The following is an 18,365-nucleotide window of genomic DNA, read 5'->3' as shown; positions in this document are numbered from 1 at the left end:
TTGTATTAAGTGTATAAAGAAAATTGCATTTTACTGCTAGGGGGGAAGAGTGTGTTAGAAAGGATGTCTTTTTTTGCAAAATTGTGTAAGGTAGATGAAAATCCAGAGTTAGGAATGTGGTTACTTTATGGGACGATTATTATATTAAGTGCTCTCGTTTATAATTTAGGGTTTGCTAGAAAGTTGTCTGTACTAAAAAATATTGTGATATACATATCATTAGCAATTGGATGCACAGTATTAACCTTTTTTGCTGTGTTTTTACCTGTTGGAGAAGGACTTGTTGTAGCGGCAATTGTACTTGGAATTTATAGACTGCGTTTGCGTCAAGCGAAACAACAAAAAGCAGGATAAGAAAGGGGAGTTTTCATGCGTTCAGTACAAGATGCACTATATAATTGGTTAACAATTAAAACAGTTGCGGAAGCACGTCCAGATGATAGTGCTGCAAAAGAAACATATTTGTTATTTCAAAATATGGTATATGAAGAACATAAATTAAGAAATGTGGAAGTCGAAAAGAACGAGGAAATGTATTTAATTACATATGAAATAAATGGAGAACGGAAATCTGCAAGGTTTCCGTTAGAAGCCATTGATTGTTTTTTGGATCAGATGAATCGTGAACCAGAAAAATATAAATAAGTCCTTATCTATATGAGTAAGGACTTATTTACATTTTACCAATCATCTTCGATTTTTTTATCACGATATAATCGGAAATTACCACTTGCATGACGTTCCATTGTACGCTCTGCAATTCGTTCCGAACATTCCATGCACATATATGTATGAATAGGGCGATTACGCAGTTTTTTTGCCATAGGATTTTCATCATCTAACATATCTTTTTTATCACAAATCATACATTTGACTCTCATTTCGTCACCTCAATACGAATTCTATCAGTATAAGTATATCATGGAAGTATAATGTTTTTGAATAATAGTGGGAAAAAATAATATTTTCGCAATTCGAAAAATAAGTTATGATAAGGATATACCAAGTATATTTGGAGGTGAAAATATGGCGAATGTAGTAGAGCCTACCTTAACAGAGGATTTAGTACAAACGTTGCGTAAAGAGTGTATTGTTATGATAGCAACGACAGATTTCGAAAAACAAGTTCCTAACGTAAGTGCTATTTCTTGGGTGTATGCAGTGAGTAAAACTAGTATTCGATTTGCAGTAGATCAACGTTCACGTATTGTGGAAAATATACGTCATAATACAGGTGTGGTATTGACTATAATGGCGAATGAATCCGTATTTTCTATAAGTGGTGCAGGTGAAATTTTGACAGATAGAATGGAAGGTATTTCTCTAAAATTAACTGTAATAGAAGTAAAGGTGCAAGAAGTGCGTGATGTTATGTTTTATGGAGCGAAACTTGCAATTGAACCAACATATGAAAAAACATATGATCTTCGGGCAGCGAAAAAGCTGGATAACGAAGTCTTAGTAGGGATAAGAGAATTATAAAGATGCTAAATAAGAAATTCGTTTATTCACTTTTGTAGTCGGTTATTGTGATTTAACGTTAATAATTATAATAAAAAGTAATATATTGAATAGAAATGAATAAAGAATAAATAAAAGGTTTAATGACTATGATTTTCGATTCTACCTCGTTTACACGGTACATATAATTATAACAATGGTTCGTCCATATTGTATGGATGAAACCCTTGTTCTACAAATTTAAAAGTGGAGTCAGGGGGTAACAGGTTGGATAAAATTTATGTGTTAGATACGAATGTACTTTTGCAGGATCCTTTATCTATTTTTTCATTTGAAACCAATGAAGTAGTGATTCCAGCAGTTGTATTAGAAGAGGTTGATTCGAAAAAACGTTATATGGATGAAGTAGGAAGAAACGCTCGTTATGTATCTAAGTTAATAGATAAATTTCGTGAAATAGGAAAGCTGCATGAAAGTATCCCGCTAGAAAACGGCGGAACATTTCGTATTGAATTGAACCATCGTTCATTTGTGCAACTACAAGATATTTTTGTAGAAAAAACAAATGATAATCGAATTTTAGCTGTAGCAAAAAATCTATCTTTAGAAGAACAGGAAAAAGAGGATGGGAAGTCTGTTATTTTAGTAAGTAAAGATGTACTCGTAAGGGTAAAAGCTGATGCAATTGGTTTGAAGGCTGAAGATTATTTAAGTGATCGCGTAATTGAAGTAGAAAATATATATTCTGGTTTTTTAGAAGGATATATATCAAAAGAACAATTGGATTATTTTTATGAGAAAGGTGAATTGCCTCTATCTGAAATTGCGAATCATCCTTTTTACCCAAATCAATTTGTAGTAATGAAAGATGCATTAGGGGGCTCTAGTTCTGCGCTTGGCATTGTGGATCACTTAGGGAAGAAGGTAAAGAAACTTATTTTTCACAATGAACAAGTGTGGGGGATACGACCACGAAACGTGCAGCAAATTATGGGATTAGAATTGTTGCTTCGTGAAGATATTCCGCTTGTAACGTTAACGGGGAAAGCCGGCACAGGAAAAACGTTACTTGCGTTAGCTTCGGGACTTATGCAAACAGAAGACTTAGGGTTATATAAAAAATTACTTGTGGCAAGACCAATTGTTCCAGTCGGAAAAGATATCGGTTATTTACCAGGAGAAAAAGAAGAAAAATTAAGACCATGGATGCAGCCAATTTTTGATAACCTAGAGTATTTATTTAATACGAAAAAGCCAGGAGAGTTAGATGCTATTCTAGCTGGAATGGGTTCGATTGAAGTAGAAGCCCTTACTTATATACGCGGGAGAAGTATTCCAGATCAGTTCATTATCATTGACGAAGCACAAAATTTAACAAAGCATGAAGTGAAAACGATATTAACTAGGGTAGGGGAAAAGAGTAAGATTGTATTGATGGGAGATCCTCAGCAAATTGATCACCCATATTTAGATGAATATAATAATGGCTTAACGTATGTTGTAGAGAAGTTTAAAGAACAGCGTATTAGTGGTCATGTGAAGTTTGTTAAAGGAGAGCGATCTAATTTAGCTCAACTAGCAGCAGATTTATTGTAAAAAGGAGTGAGCTTAAGCTCACTCCTTTTCTTTAAATAATTGTAAATTTACGGATGTGACGGATTGGATTTTGTTGATTAGATCCATCATTGAAATAGAGATGAACAGGCCCGTCTTCTTTTAATGGTTTTCCTTCTTTTGAAAAGCCTAGTATAGCATTTTTGACAGTTTCTAATGGAAGTGTCATTGTATGATCTACCGTTTCAATTTCAACTTGCGTAGCGTCCTCTAAAATTTCAGCGTTAGCAAGGAATGGATGAAATGGTATACCAAATGTTCCAGTAATCAGCTGTTCTTTTTTATATTTCTTCACACTTTGTTGTATTGGAGGAAAAGCGGCACCATCACGAATTTCGCGATCCCAATGTTCTGAAGTGTTTTTTAAATAAGTTTCTAGTTCAGACGTGTTTTCTCTAGTTTCATCAAAGTAAGTTGTCAAATCTACTTTTCGATCATCAAAGATCCAAACAGTTGGATCAATAGTGATTGGAAAACGTACTTTTCCGTTAATAAATAAAATTTCGCTCATTGTTGTTCCCCCATTTGTGTTATACTCCCACTTTTCAGTATAATAGTATTAGACACTGTTGTCACAAAAAATGTTTCTATTGCAATTTATTAAAACTATCGCTAATATTAATAGATAGGATAGAGGAGAGTAGGACGGAAACGGAGGGAATCAATTTGGCGTCTGAGACAGTAGCAAATCATCAGGAAAAGGCACTAGCCCTTCTACAAGCGGATGCAGAGAAGATTTTAAGACTTATTAAGGTGCAAATGGACCATCTTACAATGCCGCAATGTCCATTATATGAAGAAGTGTTAGACACACAAATGTTTGGACTATCCCGCGAGGTCGATTTTGCAGTTCGCCTTGGTCTTATTGCAGAAGAACAAGGGAAAGCAATGTTAGGTGAGCTCGAACGTGAGTTATCTGCACTTCATGAAGCATTTACAAACAAACAACAATAACGGGTTCAAATAAGGGGGCTCAAACTAAATTAGTTTGAGCTTTTTATTTGTATAATAAAGCAGGAAGAATCAATGTACATATGGAATACAACAATAATTAAATTGAAACAGAAAGAGGAAATGAAATGAAAAAAGTATGGAAATCAATGGATTATTCATTGTTACTTCCTCTTGTTATCTTATGTGTGCTGGGGGTAATAATGGTATATAGTTCTAGTTCCATTGTTGCGATTTCGCGATTTGATAAACCAGCAAATTTCTTTTTTAAAAGACAATTAATTACTTTAGTTGCTGGGACAATAGTATTAATAATTATTGCTACTATCCCATATAAAGTTTGGAGAAAACGAATTTTTTTGTTGGGGAGTTACGGTGCTAGTGTTGCTTTATTAGCTGCAGCTGCCTTTTTCACTAAGTCAGTAAACGGTGCAAACGGATGGATATTTGGAATACAGCCTGCGGAATTTGTAAAGATAACGGTTATCCTCATATTAGCTCATTTTTTTGCGAAAAGACAAGAAACGAATACACCTGTTTTCAAAGGGTCAGGTCCAGTACTCATTGGTGTTGGTATAATCATGTTTTTAATATTAAAGCAAAATGATTTAGGTACTGATTTGTTAATTGCAGGAACAGTAGGAATTATGTTCCTTTGTTCGGGAGTACAGGTTAACTTATGGATTAAACGAATTGCTTTAACTTCTATAGTATGGATTCCGGCACTATATCTTCTTGGCAATTATGCATTAAATCCATATCAAAAGGCACGTTTTTCTGTTTTCCTTGATCCGTTTAATGATCCTCAAAAGGATGGATTCCAATTGGTAAATTCATTTATTGGAATTGCTTCTGGAGGGCTTAATGGTAGGGGATTAGGAAATAGTGTGCAAAAGTATGGTTATTTACCAGAACCACAAACGGATTTTATTATGGCAATTATATCGGAAGAACTTGGTTTTATAGGCGTAGCAATCATTTTGATTTGTTTATTGCTTATAATTATTCGATCATTTAGAGTCGCACAAAAGTGTACAGATCCATTTGGAAGTTTAATAGCTATCGGAATTGCAAGCTTGTTTGGAGTTCAAACGTTTATTAATGTTGGTGGTATGTCTGGAGTAATACCACTTACCGGAGTACCATTACCGTTTGTCAGTTACGGTGGTAGTTCTTTATTAGCTAATCTACTTGCGATGGGGATACTACTCAATATTGCTAGTCACGTGAAACGACAAGAGAAACAACAGAATGGTCTAATGAAAGAAAGAGAACAAAATGGACCACATCTTGTAGTTGTAAAATAAAAACACATTATGCTTTAGAGCATAATGTGTTTTTATTTTTAAGTAGTTTTAAATGTGATGTATTAATATATCTTTCGGTTAAACAATATATCACATTTAGTTTAATGTGATATACAATTAAGTTGTTAGAAAAGGAAGAGGTATGCTATACTATTTTTGTGAAACAAATTGCACAGAAAACTTATCATTTGTTAAAAAATAAGGTATGATGGATAAAAATAAAGTGAAGCTTTCTAAGTATAATATAATGTGGAAAGTGAAGAACTTCACGCTTTTTAAGGTGTGTATATATTTTATCTCTAGAGTGGTAGGAAAGTAGAGGGGGAAAATCATGACAAAGCTGCAACGTATTCAAAAAGTATTGGTAGCTAACCGTGGAGAGATTGCAATTCGTGTGTTTCGAGCTTGTTCGGAACTTGGATTAAAAACAGTTGCAATCTATTCTAAAGAGGATAGTGGTTCTTATCATCGCTATAAAGCCGATGAGTCCTATTTAGTTGGGGAAGGAAAAAAACCAATTGATGCTTATCTAGATATTGAAGGCATTATTGAGATTGCAAAAAGTAATCATGTAGATGCAATCCACCCTGGATATGGTTTCTTGTCAGAAAATATTCAATTCGCTAAACGTTGTGAAGAAGAAGGAATTATCTTTATCGGTCCGAAAAGTAAGCATTTAGATATGTTTGGAGATAAAGTGAAAGCAAGAACACAAGCGCAGCTAGCACAAATTCCAGTTATACCTGGTAGTGATGGTCCAGTAAATTCATTAGAAGAAGTCGAAAAATTTGCTGAAAAGTATGATTACCCGATTATTATTAAAGCATCCCTTGGGGGTGGCGGTCGTGGTATGCGTATTGTGCGTACTAGTGAGGAATTAGGAGAATCATATAATCGAGCGAAATCAGAAGCGAAAGCAGCCTTTGGTAATGATGAAGTTTACGTCGAAAAATTCGTTGAAAAACCTAAACATATAGAAGTACAAATTTTAGCAGATGAAGAAGGCAATGTTGTTCATTTATACGAGCGTGACTGTTCTGTACAACGTCGTCATCAAAAAGTTGTAGAAATTGCACCGAGTGTATCACTTTCAGATGATCTGCGTCAGCGTATTTGTGATGCTGCTGTGAAGTTAACGAAAAATGTAAATTATTTAAATGCAGGAACAGTAGAATTCCTTGTAAAAGATGATGAGTTTTACTTTATTGAAGTAAATCCACGTGTTCAAGTAGAACATACGATTACAGAAATGATTACGGGAGTAGATATTGTTCAATCACAAATTTTAATAGCTGATGGACATGCATTACATAGCAAAATGGTAGGTGTTCCGAAGCAAGAGGAAGTAGTTGTACATGGATTTGCAATTCAATCTCGTGTAACAACTGAAGATCCGCTAAATAATTTTATGCCGGATACAGGAAAAATTATGGCGTATCGATCAGGCGGTGGTTTTGGTGTACGTCTTGATACAGGAAATAGCTTCCAAGGTGCAGTTATTACACCGTACTACGATTCTTTACTTGTAAAAGTTACAACTTGGGCACTTACTTTTGAGCAAGCTGCTGCAAAAATGGAACGTAACTTAAAAGAATTCCGTATTCGTGGTATTAAAACAAATATTCCATTCCTAGAGAATGTAGTAAAACATAAAAACTTCTTATCAGGAGAATATGATACTTCATTTATCGATGCGTCACCTGAATTGTTCTTGTTCCCGAAACGTAAAGACCGTGGAACGAAAATGTTAAATTACATTGGTACAGTAACAGTAAATGGTTTCCCAGGGGTAGGTAAAAAAGAAAAACCAATATTCCCAGATGCTCGTATTCCATGTTTAAAACATTCAGAGCCAATCCAAAATGGAACGAAACAAATTTTGGACGAGCGTGGAGCGGACGGATTAGTAAAATGGGTACAGGATCAAAAGCGTGTACTTTTAACGGATACAACATTCCGTGATGCACACCAGTCATTACTTGCAACTCGTATTCGTACAAAAGATTTACATCAAATTGCGGAGCCAACAGCGAGAATGTTACCGAACCTATTCTCAGCGGAAATGTGGGGCGGTGCAACATTTGACGTTGCGTATCGTTTCTTAAAAGAAGATCCATGGGAACGATTACTAGATCTTCGTGAAAAAATGCCGAACGTGTTATTCCAAATGTTACTTCGTTCTTCAAACGCAGTTGGATACAAAAACTATCCAGATAATTTAATTCAAAAATTTGTGGAATGTTCTGCTCAAGCAGGCATTGATGTATTCCGTATTTTTGATAGCTTAAACTGGGTGGAAGGCATGAGAGTTGCAATTGACGCTGTACGAGACACTGGTAAAATTGCAGAAGCAACAATGTGCTACACAGGGGATATTCATGATCCACTGCGTAGTAAATATGATTTAAATTACTATAAAAATTTAGCAAAAGAGTTAGAAGCATCAGGAGCTCACATTTTAGGTATTAAAGATATGGCGGGCTTACTAAAACCAAATGCAGCATATGATTTAGTTTCTGCATTAAAAGAGACAGTGTCGATTCCAATTCATCTGCACACGCACGATACGAGTGGAAATGGTATATTAACGTATACGAAGGCAATTGAAGCGGGTGTTGATATCGTCGATGTAGCAGTGAGTTCTATGGCTGGTCAAACGTCACAACCAAGTGCGAACACGCTATACTATGCATTAGGTGGAAACGAAAGACAACCAGATGTTAATATAGATTCTTTAGAAAAACTATCTCATTATTGGGAAGATGTACGCAAATACTATGCACCGTTTGAAAGTGGTATGAATGCGCCGCATACAGAGGTATATATGCATGAAATGCCGGGTGGGCAGTATAGTAATCTTCAGCAACAAGCGAAGGCGGTTGGTTTAGGAGATCGCTTCGATGAAGTGAAAGTAATGTACCGCCGTGTGAATGACATGTTTGGAGATATTGTAAAAGTAACGCCATCATCAAAAGTTGTTGGTGATATGGCATTATTTATGGTTCAGAACCATCTGACAGAACAAGATGTTTTAGAGCGTGGACATGCGATGGACTTCCCAGGGTCTGTTGTTGAAATGTTCTCTGGTGATTTAGGTCAACCGTACGGTGGTTTCCCGAAAGAATTACAAAAGATTATTTTAAAAGGGAAAGAGCCATTAACAGTAAGACCAGGTGAATTACTAGAGCCAGTAGATTTCGAAGCGTTAAAAGAAGAATTATTCCATAAACTTGGACGCGAAGTAACGATTTTTGATGTAGTGGCATATGCTTTATATCCAAAAGTATTTATGGATTATGAAAAAGTTGCTGAGCTTTATGGAAATGTATCTGTACTTGATACACCGACGTTCTTCTATGGTATGAGACTAGGTGAAGAAATTGATGTAGAAATTGAACAGGGTAAAACATTGATGGTTAAACTAGTATCAATTGGAGAACCTCAGCCGGATGGAAACCGTGTTCTTTACTTGGAATTCAACGGTCAACCACGTGAAATTATCGTGAAAGATGAGAGTGTAAAAGCAACAGTTGCACAACGTGTGAAAGGAAACCGTGAGAATCCAAATCATATTAGTGCAACGATGCCAGGAACGGTAATTAAAGTAGTTGTAAAAGAAGGCGACGAAGTGAAAAAAGGCGATTCTATGGCAATTACAGAAGCGATGAAAATGGAAACGACAGTTCAAGCGCCGTTCAATGGTAAAGTGAAGAAAGTATATGTTAACGATGGTGATGCAATTCAAACGGGTGATTTACTTATTGAATTAGATCACTAAAATAAAAAAAGGGCTGTGTAAATACAGCTCTTTTTTTATTGCAAAAAAATCCCTTGCCAATTCGGCAAGGAATTTTAGTTTTATATTATTTTGTTTGTTTAGAAGTTGATGCAGCTTCTTTTGCATTCACTTTACTTCTTGTTCCTAACATAACTAAATAGCATAGTACAGCAAACAAGCAAGAAATAAATAGAGAATGTAACAATGCCATCGCTAAACTAGCGTTTGTAAATACAACTAAAACTCCTACTACAGCTTGAAGTGTAACAAGGATAAATGAAATGATCCATCCCCAATATACGACAGGTTGCTGTTTGTAATGGCGAATAGCGAGAATCATCGCGTATAGTATCCAAGCGAAAATTAACATCGCTGCAACTCTATGGCCCATTTGAACCCATTCATGTAGTTGAGTTGGCATAGGTCTGTTTTTGCTACATAAAGGAAAGTCTGGACAGGCTAAGCTAGCTCGTTCGTGACGTACTAAAGCGCCTGTGTAGACGACGATATAACTGTAAATTGTTACACCATAAATATGAAATTTCATTTTTTTGTCCATAATAAGTGAACGTGCATCAAATTTTTGGTCAATTTCAAAGATAAGACACGTTAATAAAATGACAGAAGCAAATGAAATTAAGGAAATACCGAAGTGGATAGCAAGTACAGCGGGCATTTGGCCCCAAACAACTGCTGCTGCTCCCATTAATGCTTGTGCAACTAAAAATACGAAGGATAAAATTGCTAACGTTTTTGTTTCACGCACATGTTTATAATATTTCCAGGACAAAATACAAAGGAGAGTGACAAGAATTCCAGCTGATCCTGATGTTAATCGGTGGCTAAGTTCAATAATAGTTTCCATTGATAAATTAGATGGAACAAATTCACCGTTACAAAGTGGCCATGATTTACCACAACCTTGACCAGAACCTGTTTTTGTAACTAAAGCGCCTCCTAATAAAACTATTAATAAATCAAGGCTTGTAATGACTGCTAACCATTTAATAAAGCGTTGCAATCTCTTTCACCATCTTTCTGCTATGAAGTTATTGCGAAATATTTTCATTCCATTATGTATAGAATAAAACGCGCTAGTTCCTATGATATATAAAAAATAATAAAATAGCAAAGAAATGGAGGAGGAAGGAAATGGGGAGAAAACAGGTGTAAAAACAGGGTTCCTAAGGAAAATTTTGGGTGAAAAATAGGCTATTTTGAAAAGAAATGGGGAGAATACGTGTTAAATAGGACAAAATAGTTTATTATAGAAGGTAACATCATGTTATGATAAGGACAAGTCAGAATGAAGTTTTTTATATTCGACACAAAAAGTTCATGTTTTCTTCACAAAATGTTCGGGAAATATGATTTAATATATTGGAGTATGAGCGTAGATTAGTAGTAGAATGGGTTAACAATGTTTCTACTGTAATAATATTGCTATATAGAAGCGAATTATTTCATTTGAAATATGCGCAAAAAGAAAGATGAAAGTTTTAAGAGGGGGTTAGAGTGATGAACCATGCAACAAGTGAGCTGCATGATGAGTCCGCTGTTACAAGTGTACCGGAAACAACTCGGTTACAAGATTTAAAAGCACTCGTTAAAATGGGGATTGTAAACTCAAATACACTTACTGTATTTACAGGATTTTGGTTGGCATTACACTTTAATGGATTAAGTGTAATGGACAATCTGGATAAGTTATTCTTTACAATCGTTGGTTCTGGATTAGTTATGGCAGGGGTATGTTGTTTAAACAACTACATTGATCGAGACATCGATCCATTAATGGAAAGAACAAAGACCCGTCCAACGGTTACTGGAAAGTATAAACCAGGATTTGCACTTACATTTGGACTAGTCATATTACTTCTTGGTTTTGTATTTTTATTATTAACAACACCAATGGCAGTCTTAATGGGATTTATTGGTGCTTTCACATATGTTGTTCTATATAGTTTATGGACAAAGAGAAAGTATACACTAAATACTGTTGTAGGTAGTATATCTGGTGCAGTTCCTCCTTTAATTGGATGGGCAGCAATCGATCCATCTTTAGGCCATCCAATTGCTTGGATGTTATTTTTAATTATGTTTATTTGGCAAATCCCACATTTCCTTGCATTAGCAATGAAACGTGTTGATGAATATCGAAATGCAGGAATTCCAATGCTTCCTGTAGTTCATGGATTTGAAATTACGAAACGCCAAATTATGATTTGGACAGTATGTTTATTACCACTACCATTTTATATGAGTGGACTAGGGATAACATTTATGGTAATTGCAACACTGCTTAACATCGGATGGATCGTTTTAGGATTTTATGGCTTCCGTAAGAAAGATGACATCAAATGGTCCGTGCAAATGTTTGTTTATTCCCTAAATTATTTAACAATCTTATTTGTATCAATGATTGTAGTTACATTCTTCTAAGACAACGACATAATTGGATTTCTTTACGTTGAGATTTACTTTACTTAACTATAAAGTACAATCTAATTCACAAGGAAAGTGGGGGTTGTTTGTATGAAGAAACAGTGGCGACTGCTTTCGTTCGTTTCACTGCTGGCTTTACTGTTAGGGGGATGCGGTAAAGCCTTTCAATCTACTTTAATTCCGCAAGGAGAAGTAGCAAAAATGCAATATGATTTACTTCTACTGGCGAGTGCAATCATGGTAGGAGTAGTACTAGTAGTTACTATTATTTTCTTATATGTAATTGTGCGTTTCCGACAAAAGAAAGGTCAGGAAGATTATATTCCAGAGCAAGTTGAAGGGAATCACAAGCTAGAAATTATATGGACAGTTATTCCGATTATTCTTTTACTAATCTTAGCTGTTCCAACAGTTACATATACATTCAAACTTGCTGATGTAAGTGCGATGGAGAAAAAGAATATTGATAAAGATACTATCGTTGTTGATGTAACAGCGAATCTTTATTGGTGGGAATTTTCTTATAAATCAGAAAAGATAGTAACTTCGCAAGATTTGGTCATCCCCACAGGTAAGAAAGTGTATTTAAATTTGAAGGGTGCCGATATTAAACACTCATTTTGGGTTCCATCTTTAGCAGGGAAAATGGATACAAATACAGACAATGTGAACAAAATGTGGTTAAAGGCAGATAAATCGGGCACTTATAATGGTTTTTGTACAGAATTTTGCGGCCCATCACATTCTTTAATGCAATTTAAAGTGAAAGCTTTAGATGAAAGCGAGTACAAAAAATGGCTTGCTGATATGAAGAAGATTGATGGGAAGAAAGAAGTAGCTTCAACAAAGGCGCAAGAGGGCCAAGAAATATTTAATAAAAGCTGTATTGGTTGTCACGCAGTTGGATCTAATGATAGTAGACCACCTTCCGCTCGTATCGCACCAAACTTAGCAAACTTTGCGGATCGCGATATGGTTGCCGGTATTGCCGAAAACAATGAAGAAAACTTAAAAAAATGGCTGAAAGATCCTGAAAATATGAAGCCAGGAAACAAAATGACTGGCAAATATGGCAACTTAACGGATGATCAAATTGATGCATTAAATGCATACTTACAAACGTTAAAAGTTGAAAAGTAAAGAGGGACTATTCGCGAAGGGGAGGTTGAAAACGTGAGTTCTGTAGCAAAAAAACAGGGGATGGGTGCTGTCATATGGGATTATTTAACGACAGTAGACCATAAAAAGATTGCCATTCTCTATTTAATTGCAGGTGGATTGTTTTTTGTAATAGGCGGAATAGAAGCTCTATTTATTCGCCTTCAATTAGCGATTCCTAACAACGCTTTTCTTGTTGGGGATGCTTATAATCAAGTATTAACGATGCACGGTACAACAATGATTTTCCTCGCAGCTATGCCACTCGTGTTTGCATTTATGAACGCCGCTGTACCACTTCAAATTGGTGCACGTGATGTAGCGTTCCCGTTTTTGAATTCACTCGGATTTTGGTTATTTTTCTTTGGTGGAGTATTTTTAAATTTAAGTTGGTTTTTAGGTGGAGCACCTGATGCAGGATGGACATCTTATGCATCTTTAGCTTTAGCCTCTAAAGGTCATGGTGTTGATTTCTATGTACTCGGCTTGCAAATCTCAGGTATTGGTACACTAATTGGAGGAATTAACTTCCTTGTAACCATTATTAATATGCGCGCTCCAGGAATGACGTATATGCGTATGCCGATGTTTACATGGACAACATTTGTAACATCTTCGCTTATATTATTCGCTTTTCCGCCGTTAACTGTAGGATTAGGACTTTTAATGTTAGATCGTTTATTTGGAACAAGTTTCTTTAATCCGGCATTGGGCGGGAATACAATTATATGGGAGCATTTATTCTGGATTTTCGGTCATCCAGAAGTATACATTCTTATACTCCCAGCTTTCGGAATATTCTCAGAAATCTTCGCAACATTTTCGAAAAAACGATTGTTTGGTTATTCATCGATGGTGTTTGCGACTGTATTAATTGGATTTTTAGGATTTATGGTATGGGCGCACCATATGTTTACTGTTGGACTTGGTCCAGTTGCTAATGCTATTTTCTCAGTCGCAACAATGGCGATTGCGGTTCCGACGGGTATCAAAATATTCAACTGGCTCTTTACAATGTGGGGCGGAAGTATTCGTTTTACGACACCAATGATGTGGGCAGTAGCTTTCATTCCATCATTCGTAATGGGTGGAGTTACAGGGGTTATGCTAGCATCTGCACCAGCTGATTATCAATTTCATGATAACTATTTCGTAGTAGCGCATTTTCATTATGTAATCGTTGGCGGTGTTGTATTTGGTTTACTTGCAGGAGCTCATTATTATTGGCCACTGATGTTTAATAAAGTATTAAATGAAACATTAGGAAAGATAACGTTTTGGCTATTCTTTATCGGCTTCCATTTAACTTTCTTTATTCAGCATTTCCTTGGCTTGATTGGTATGCCACGCCGTTACTACACATATCTTGAAGGGCAAGGGTTGGAAATGGGGAATATGATTAGTTCCATCGGAGCGGTGTTTATGGCTCTTGGAACGATTGTTCTTCTATTCAATGTAATTAAAACGACAGTATCAAAAGAAAAAGCTGGTCGTGATCCGTGGGATGCACGTACATTAGAATGGACAATGCCAGCACCGACACCAGAATATAACTTTAAACAATTACCATTTGTTCGCGGATTAGATCCGTTTTGGATTGAAAAACGTGAAGGTAATAAAGAAATGACAGCAGCGGAACCAGTTGGTGATATTCATATGCCAAATCCTTCGTTTTCACCATTTGTCATTTCTTTCGGATTGTTTATAGCGGCATTTGGTGCGATGTATATGCAGGGCGGAAAAGATAAGTTCTGGTTATTAGTAGCAATTATTGGTTTAATCATTACATTTGGCACAATGTTCCTACGTTCAGTAATTGATGATCATGGGTATCATATTCATAAAGAAGATTTAGAGGATAAGGGGGGCAAGGCATAATGCATGTAGATGAAAAATTAACGAATGAAACATTTCCAGCAGAGCCTGAAAAAGCAACCCTTGAAGGGAAAAATAAGTTTGTCGGTTTTTGGTTATTTCTTGGAGGCGAAACAGTGTTGTTCGCTTCCTTATTCGGAACATATTTAGCGTTAAAGAATTCTACAAATGGTGGACCAACATCTCAAGAGATGTTCCAAATGCCACTCGTTTTCATTATGACGATGCTTTTATTAACGAGTAGCTTAACGAGTGTATATGCGATGTATCACATGAAAAACTTTAACTTTAAGAAAATGCAGCTTTGGTTACTAGTAACAGTATTGCTAGGTTTAGGGTTTTTAGGATTTGAGATATATGAGTTTTATCATTATACACATGAATTTAAGCATACTATGAGAAGTAGTGCGTTTGGCTCTGCGTTTTATGCTCTTGTTGGTACACATGGACTCCACGTATTGTTTGGGTTATGTTGGATTTTAACATTAATCTTTAGAAATGCGAAGAGAGGTCTAAATTTATACAATGCACCGAAGTTTTATGTTGCATCGATTTATTGGCACTTTATTGACGTAGTTTGGGTGTTTATTTTCACTGTAGTATATTTAATGGGAATGGTGGGATAAACAATGGCGATAAAGCAAACGAATAATCCTAAAGTTGATCTTGTTTATCGGAAGAGAAAAAGTGCGGAGGAAATGAGGCATCAAGTTATTACGTTTGCATTAATGATTTTTTTAACATTAGTTGCATTTGTAGCGGTGGCGTATCCAAAAACTTTTAGTCCGATTTTCTCTGTACCGTTTATTTTACTATTAGCAGTGGTACAAGTAATTTTTCAATTGTATTATTTTATGCATATGAGTCATAAAGGACATGAAGCAGCAAGTTTCTTTCTTTACTCTGGTCTGCTAATAGGGTTAATTACAATTTTAGCTTTTATGACAATCGTGTGGATTTGAAAAGTGAAAAATAAGGGAGCTTGTGTTGTCACAGCTCCCTCTTCATATTATGAGATAACCTTACGAAGGTAGGTGTGAAAATGAGTAACTTGTGGATATTTGGTTTTCAGGCTTTATGGAGTCCAATCTTTTTATTATTTATGCTTTCGATTCTTATTGGGTACTTCTTAATTATTGGGCCATATAGAATGCGATTTGAAAATGCGACGAAGGTAAGTAAGAAGCAAATTTTTTATTTTACGACTGGTATTGTTCTTTTGTATTTTGTAAAGGGAGGGCCTATTGATTTAATTGGCCATATTATATTTAGTGCTCATATGTTTGAAATGGCAGTCATGTATATTGCAGTTCCACCGTTACTGTTGCTTGGTATACCAATTTGGTTATATCGTTACATTACTTCTTTTAAGTTTGTTCAAATTATATTAAAGGCATTTGCTAAACCGCTTATTGCGTTATTTGTATTTAACGGCCTGTTTTCTTTTTATCATTTACCAGTTGTTTTTGATACGGTAAAACAAAGTCAAATAGCTCATCCTATTTGTCTCGCTATATTGTTTTTTACAGCAATCATGATGTGGTGGCCGATGTTAAATCCATTACCAGAATATCAAACGTTAAGTGATATAAAGAAACTTGGTTATATGTTTGCTAACGGCATATTATTAACGCCTGCATGTGCGTTAATCATTTTTGCGACAGCCCCGTTATTTGCAACGTATACGGATCCGGCTGCTTGGATGAAAGCGATGGAACTATGTGTACCAGCGGGCACTTTATCAGATTTAAATATAACGGGACCAGAATTTTTGCACTGGATGCCAGTCGTACAAGATCAGCAAACTGGTGGTATCATAATGAAAATTGTCCAGGAAATAGTGTACGGTACAATTATAGGCTATGTATTCTTTAGATGGGCACGTAGAGAACGTGAAAAGGATAAGGAGCAGTTGCAACAATTGCCGCCGTATTTACAGATTAAGTAAAAAAGTGTACGGGATTCCATGCGCTTTTTCTTTTTAGCTACCTTAAAAAGATTGAATTTTCTAACTTTTTATGTTAAGTTAGTGTAGGCGTGTACTAAAAGTGGAGATAAAATTTACTACTAGCTTTCATGCGTAATAATTCCATATGTAGTGCAAGTTTTTTAGAGAGTTACAAATATATATTGTTATCTTTAATAAACACGAACTATTTTAAGGGGGAGTTTAAATGGGTAGTAGTGGAAGTATGGTAAAGCCGATTAGTGGTTTTTTGACAGCACTAATTCAATATCCAGTACCAGTAGTAGAATCGCGTGCAGACATTGATAAACAAATTCAACAAATCATAAAAACAATTCATTCGACCAAATCAGGTTACCCTGGTTTAGAATTGATAGTATTTCCTGAATATAGTACACAAGGGCTCAATACAAAAAAATGGACTACAGAAGAATTTTTATGCACAGTGCCTGGGCCAGAAACAGACTTATTTGCTGAGGCATGTAAAGAATCTAAAGTATATGGTGTTTTTTCAATAATGGAGAAAAATCCTGATGGTGGAGAGCCATATAATACAGCAGTTATTATTGATCCACAAGGTGAAATGATTTTGAAGTATCGTAAGCTAAATCCTTGGGTGCCAGTCGAGCCTTGGAAAGCTGGAGATTTAGGCTTACCTGTTTGTGATGGACCTGGAGGAAGTAAATTAGCTGTTTGTATTTGTCATGATGGCATGTTCCCTGAAGTAGCTCGTGAAGCGGCCTATAAAGGTGCAAATGTCTTAATTCGTATTTCTGGATATAGTACACAAGTTAGTGAACAATGGATGCTAACCAATCGTTCAAATGCATGGCAGAATTTAATGTATACATTGTCGGTAAACTTAGCGGGTTATGATGGCGTATTTTATTACTTTGGTGAAGGACAAGTATGTAATTTTGATGGGACTACTTTAGTACAGGGACATCGAAATCCTTGGGAGATTGTTACTGCTGAAGTATATCCAGAACTAGCAGATCAGGCTAGATTAGGATGGGGATTGGAAAATAATATATATAATCTAGGTTCAAGAGGATATGTAGCAACTCCTGGTGGGGTGAAAGAAAATCCATATACGTTTGTAAAAGATTTAGCTGAAGGTAAATATAAGGTTCCTTGGGAAGATGAGATTAAAGTAAAAGATGGATCTATTTATGGATATCCAGTAAAAAAAACGATTCATTCTTAGGAAAGGGAAATAAAACAAGCGCATCATATTGATGCGCTTGTTTTTGTTAATCAATAATTTGAAATTCTTTTAACTCTTTTTCGACATTTTGTAGGAGTTGTTCGCTTTTTTGAAGTACATTCGTTGGGAAAGTCTCATCATCACCATATTCAACGCCGTGAGGATAATAATGTTTTCCTAATAAGGGGGGAAGTAGTTTTACTTCAGCGTGTCTACTGCCAATGTCACCTTCAACAGCAACTCCTTGCACTCGTAAATAATAAACATCCTTTAATATTTCAAATTTATAATCGTATGTAACTCGCTCATAATCCCACTGTCCGGCAAGTACGAAGTGGTTGTTTTCCATGATTTCAGTTAAAAGAGTTAATTCAACGACGGCTCCATTAAATTTCGTATTTGTAAATTGCATATAATACCTCCTTTTTTAATGTTACACCATTATTTTTATAATAGTATGAATAATAAGAAAGTGCAATTCATATTGAGAGAAAAGGGATAATCCAGACTTTTTTCACAAAAATATGATATAGTGAAAAGAGTACGGTACACACAAAAAGAAAGAAAAGGATTTGTGTATATCTCAATTTTATGTTTTGTTCA

General features: G+C 35.6%; 18 protein-coding genes. 14 read left to right on the top strand and 4 right to left on the bottom strand.

Going from position 1 to position 18,365, the window contains the following annotated elements; all coding sequences use genetic code 11:
* The first annotated feature begins 51 nt into the window (after positions 1–51).
* The gene (locus DN399_RS19385; RefSeq protein WP_000893662.1) at positions 52–354 is read left to right on the top strand and encodes a YlaH-like family protein; all 303 of its coding nucleotides are present in this window, start codon (positions 52–54) and stop codon (positions 352–354) included.
* A 15-nt stretch (positions 355–369) separates the two neighbouring features.
* Positions 370–645: a hypothetical protein gene (locus DN399_RS19380; protein ID WP_001258151.1), complete on the top strand. Its 276-nt coding sequence runs from the start codon at positions 370–372 to the stop codon at positions 643–645.
* 35 nt (positions 646–680) lie between these two features.
* On the opposite strand, the gene DN399_RS19375 is transcribed toward DN399_RS19380, so the two are convergent.
* Positions 681–881 (bottom strand): YlaI family protein, encoded by a 201-nt coding sequence (locus DN399_RS19375; protein WP_002082250.1) that lies wholly within the window; start codon positions 879–881, stop codon positions 681–683.
* A gap of 145 nt (positions 882–1,026) precedes the next feature.
* Between DN399_RS19375 and DN399_RS19370 the strand changes: the two genes are divergently transcribed.
* Together DN399_RS19370 and DN399_RS19365 are read left to right on the top strand one after the other, a co-directional pair.
* The gene (locus DN399_RS19370) at positions 1,027–1,482 is read left to right on the top strand and encodes a pyridoxamine 5'-phosphate oxidase family protein (RefSeq protein ID WP_000024596.1); all 456 of its coding nucleotides are present in this window, start codon (positions 1,027–1,029) and stop codon (positions 1,480–1,482) included.
* 246 nt (positions 1,483–1,728) lie between these two features.
* Entirely contained in the window at positions 1,729–3,057 is a 1,329-nt protein-coding gene (locus DN399_RS19365) for a PhoH family protein (RefSeq protein WP_000358083.1), read from the top strand.
* A 31-nt stretch (positions 3,058–3,088) separates the two neighbouring features.
* Here DN399_RS19365 and DN399_RS19360 read toward each other — a convergent pair whose 3' ends face one another.
* Entirely contained in the window at positions 3,089–3,586 is a 498-nt protein-coding gene (locus tag DN399_RS19360) for a molybdopterin-binding protein (RefSeq protein WP_149149898.1), read from the bottom strand.
* A gap of 155 nt (positions 3,587–3,741) precedes the next feature.
* Between DN399_RS19360 and DN399_RS19355 the strand changes: the two genes are divergently transcribed.
* The 3 genes from DN399_RS19355 to pyc all read left to right on the top strand — a co-directional run bounded on the left by DN399_RS19355 (position 3,742) and on the right by pyc (position 9,111).
* Complete coding sequence (locus tag DN399_RS19355) at positions 3,742–4,029, top strand: Fpa/YlaN family protein (RefSeq protein WP_000135694.1); 288 nt, start codon at positions 3,742–3,744, stop codon at positions 4,027–4,029.
* A gap of 125 nt (positions 4,030–4,154) precedes the next feature.
* Positions 4,155–5,333 carry an FtsW/RodA/SpoVE family cell cycle protein gene (locus DN399_RS19350; RefSeq protein WP_033692897.1) on the top strand — a complete coding sequence of 393 codons (1,179 nt, stop codon included), beginning with the start codon at positions 4,155–4,157 and terminating at the stop codon, positions 5,331–5,333.
* 331 nt (positions 5,334–5,664) lie between these two features.
* The gene (gene pyc, locus DN399_RS19340; protein WP_000164085.1) at positions 5,665–9,111 is read left to right on the top strand and encodes a pyruvate carboxylase; all 3,447 of its coding nucleotides are present in this window, start codon (positions 5,665–5,667) and stop codon (positions 9,109–9,111) included.
* Between the two features lie 85 nt (positions 9,112–9,196).
* Here the strand turns inward: pyc and ctaA are convergent, their stop codons facing one another.
* A complete protein-coding gene (ctaA, locus tag DN399_RS19335) occupies positions 9,197–10,132 on the bottom strand; it encodes a heme A synthase (protein ID WP_001188742.1) in 936 nt (311 codons plus the stop codon).
* Positions 10,133–10,629: 497 nt separating this feature from the next.
* Here ctaA and ctaB point away from each other — a divergent pair, with 497 nt between their 5' ends.
* The 7 genes from ctaB (at position 10,630) to DN399_RS19300 (ending at position 17,762) form a co-directional block, all read left to right on the top strand.
* Positions 10,630–11,553: a protoheme IX farnesyltransferase gene (gene ctaB, locus DN399_RS19330; RefSeq protein ID WP_001015058.1), complete on the top strand. Its 924-nt coding sequence runs from the start codon at positions 10,630–10,632 to the stop codon at positions 11,551–11,553.
* A gap of 93 nt (positions 11,554–11,646) precedes the next feature.
* Positions 11,647–12,696: a cytochrome c oxidase subunit II gene (gene coxB, locus DN399_RS19325; protein ID WP_000745268.1), complete on the top strand. Its 1,050-nt coding sequence runs from the start codon at positions 11,647–11,649 to the stop codon at positions 12,694–12,696.
* 60 nt (positions 12,697–12,756) lie between these two features.
* On the top strand, positions 12,757–14,592 hold the full coding sequence (gene ctaD, locus DN399_RS19320; RefSeq protein WP_153578907.1) for a cytochrome c oxidase subunit I: 1,836 nt from the start codon (positions 12,757–12,759) through the stop codon (positions 14,590–14,592).
* Positions 14,592–15,215 (top strand): cytochrome c oxidase subunit III, encoded by a 624-nt coding sequence (gene ctaE / locus DN399_RS19315; RefSeq protein WP_000557861.1) that lies wholly within the window; start codon positions 14,592–14,594, stop codon positions 15,213–15,215. The genes ctaD and ctaE overlap by 1 nt, the downstream gene beginning before the upstream one ends.
* Before the next feature lie 3 nt (positions 15,216–15,218).
* A complete protein-coding gene (gene ctaF, locus DN399_RS19310) occupies positions 15,219–15,551 on the top strand; it encodes a cytochrome c oxidase subunit IVB (RefSeq protein ID WP_000985706.1) in 333 nt (110 codons plus the stop codon).
* 80 nt (positions 15,552–15,631) lie between these two features.
* Entirely contained in the window at positions 15,632–16,537 is a 906-nt protein-coding gene (gene ctaG, locus DN399_RS19305) for a cytochrome c oxidase assembly factor CtaG (RefSeq protein WP_000069022.1), read from the top strand.
* Between the two features lie 226 nt (positions 16,538–16,763).
* On the top strand, positions 16,764–17,762 hold the full coding sequence (locus tag DN399_RS19300; protein WP_000535802.1) for a formamidase: 999 nt from the start codon (positions 16,764–16,766) through the stop codon (positions 17,760–17,762).
* 46 nt (positions 17,763–17,808) lie between these two features.
* Here the strand turns inward: DN399_RS19300 and DN399_RS19295 are convergent, their stop codons facing one another.
* A complete protein-coding gene (locus DN399_RS19295; protein ID WP_001160947.1) occupies positions 17,809–18,174 on the bottom strand; it encodes a YugN family protein in 366 nt (121 codons plus the stop codon).
* Between the last annotated feature and the right edge of the window lie 191 nt (positions 18,175–18,365).

The organism is Bacillus sp. AR4-2, assembly GCF_008274865.1.
Classification (GTDB): Bacteria; Bacillota; Bacilli; order Bacillales; family Bacillaceae_G; genus Bacillus_A; species Bacillus_A cereus.
The sequence above is the reverse complement of the archived record's forward strand: the minus strand, read 5'-3'. Positions and strand labels throughout refer to the sequence as shown.

Excerpts from the sequence above, each read along its gene's own strand:
- DN399_RS19380 (WP_001258151.1), top strand. The coding sequence starts at position 370 with ATGCGTTCAGTACAAGATGCACTATATAATTGGTTAACAATTAAAACA.
- DN399_RS19375 (WP_002082250.1), bottom strand. The coding sequence starts at position 881 with ATGAGAGTCAAATGTATGATTTGTGATAAAAAAGATATGTTAGATGAT.
- DN399_RS19370 (WP_000024596.1), top strand. The coding sequence starts at position 1,027 with ATGGCGAATGTAGTAGAGCCTACCTTAACAGAGGATTTAGTACAAACG.
- DN399_RS19360 (WP_149149898.1), bottom strand. The coding sequence starts at position 3,586 with ATGAGCGAAATTTTATTTATTAACGGAAAAGTACGTTTTCCAATCACT.
- DN399_RS19350 (WP_033692897.1), top strand. The coding sequence starts at position 4,155 with ATGAAAAAAGTATGGAAATCAATGGATTATTCATTGTTACTTCCTCTT.
- pyc (WP_000164085.1), top strand. The coding sequence starts at position 5,665 with ATGACAAAGCTGCAACGTATTCAAAAAGTATTGGTAGCTAACCGTGGA.
- ctaB (WP_001015058.1), top strand. The coding sequence starts at position 10,630 with ATGAACCATGCAACAAGTGAGCTGCATGATGAGTCCGCTGTTACAAGT.
- coxB (WP_000745268.1), top strand. The coding sequence starts at position 11,647 with ATGAAGAAACAGTGGCGACTGCTTTCGTTCGTTTCACTGCTGGCTTTA.
- ctaD (WP_153578907.1), top strand. The coding sequence starts at position 12,757 with ATGGGTGCTGTCATATGGGATTATTTAACGACAGTAGACCATAAAAAG.
- ctaE (WP_000557861.1), top strand. The coding sequence starts at position 14,592 with ATGCATGTAGATGAAAAATTAACGAATGAAACATTTCCAGCAGAGCCT.
- ctaF (WP_000985706.1), top strand. The coding sequence starts at position 15,219 with ATGGCGATAAAGCAAACGAATAATCCTAAAGTTGATCTTGTTTATCGG.
- ctaG (WP_000069022.1), top strand. The coding sequence starts at position 15,632 with ATGAGTAACTTGTGGATATTTGGTTTTCAGGCTTTATGGAGTCCAATC.
- DN399_RS19300 (WP_000535802.1), top strand. The coding sequence starts at position 16,764 with ATGGGTAGTAGTGGAAGTATGGTAAAGCCGATTAGTGGTTTTTTGACA.
- DN399_RS19295 (WP_001160947.1), bottom strand. The coding sequence starts at position 18,174 with ATGCAATTTACAAATACGAAATTTAATGGAGCCGTCGTTGAATTAACT.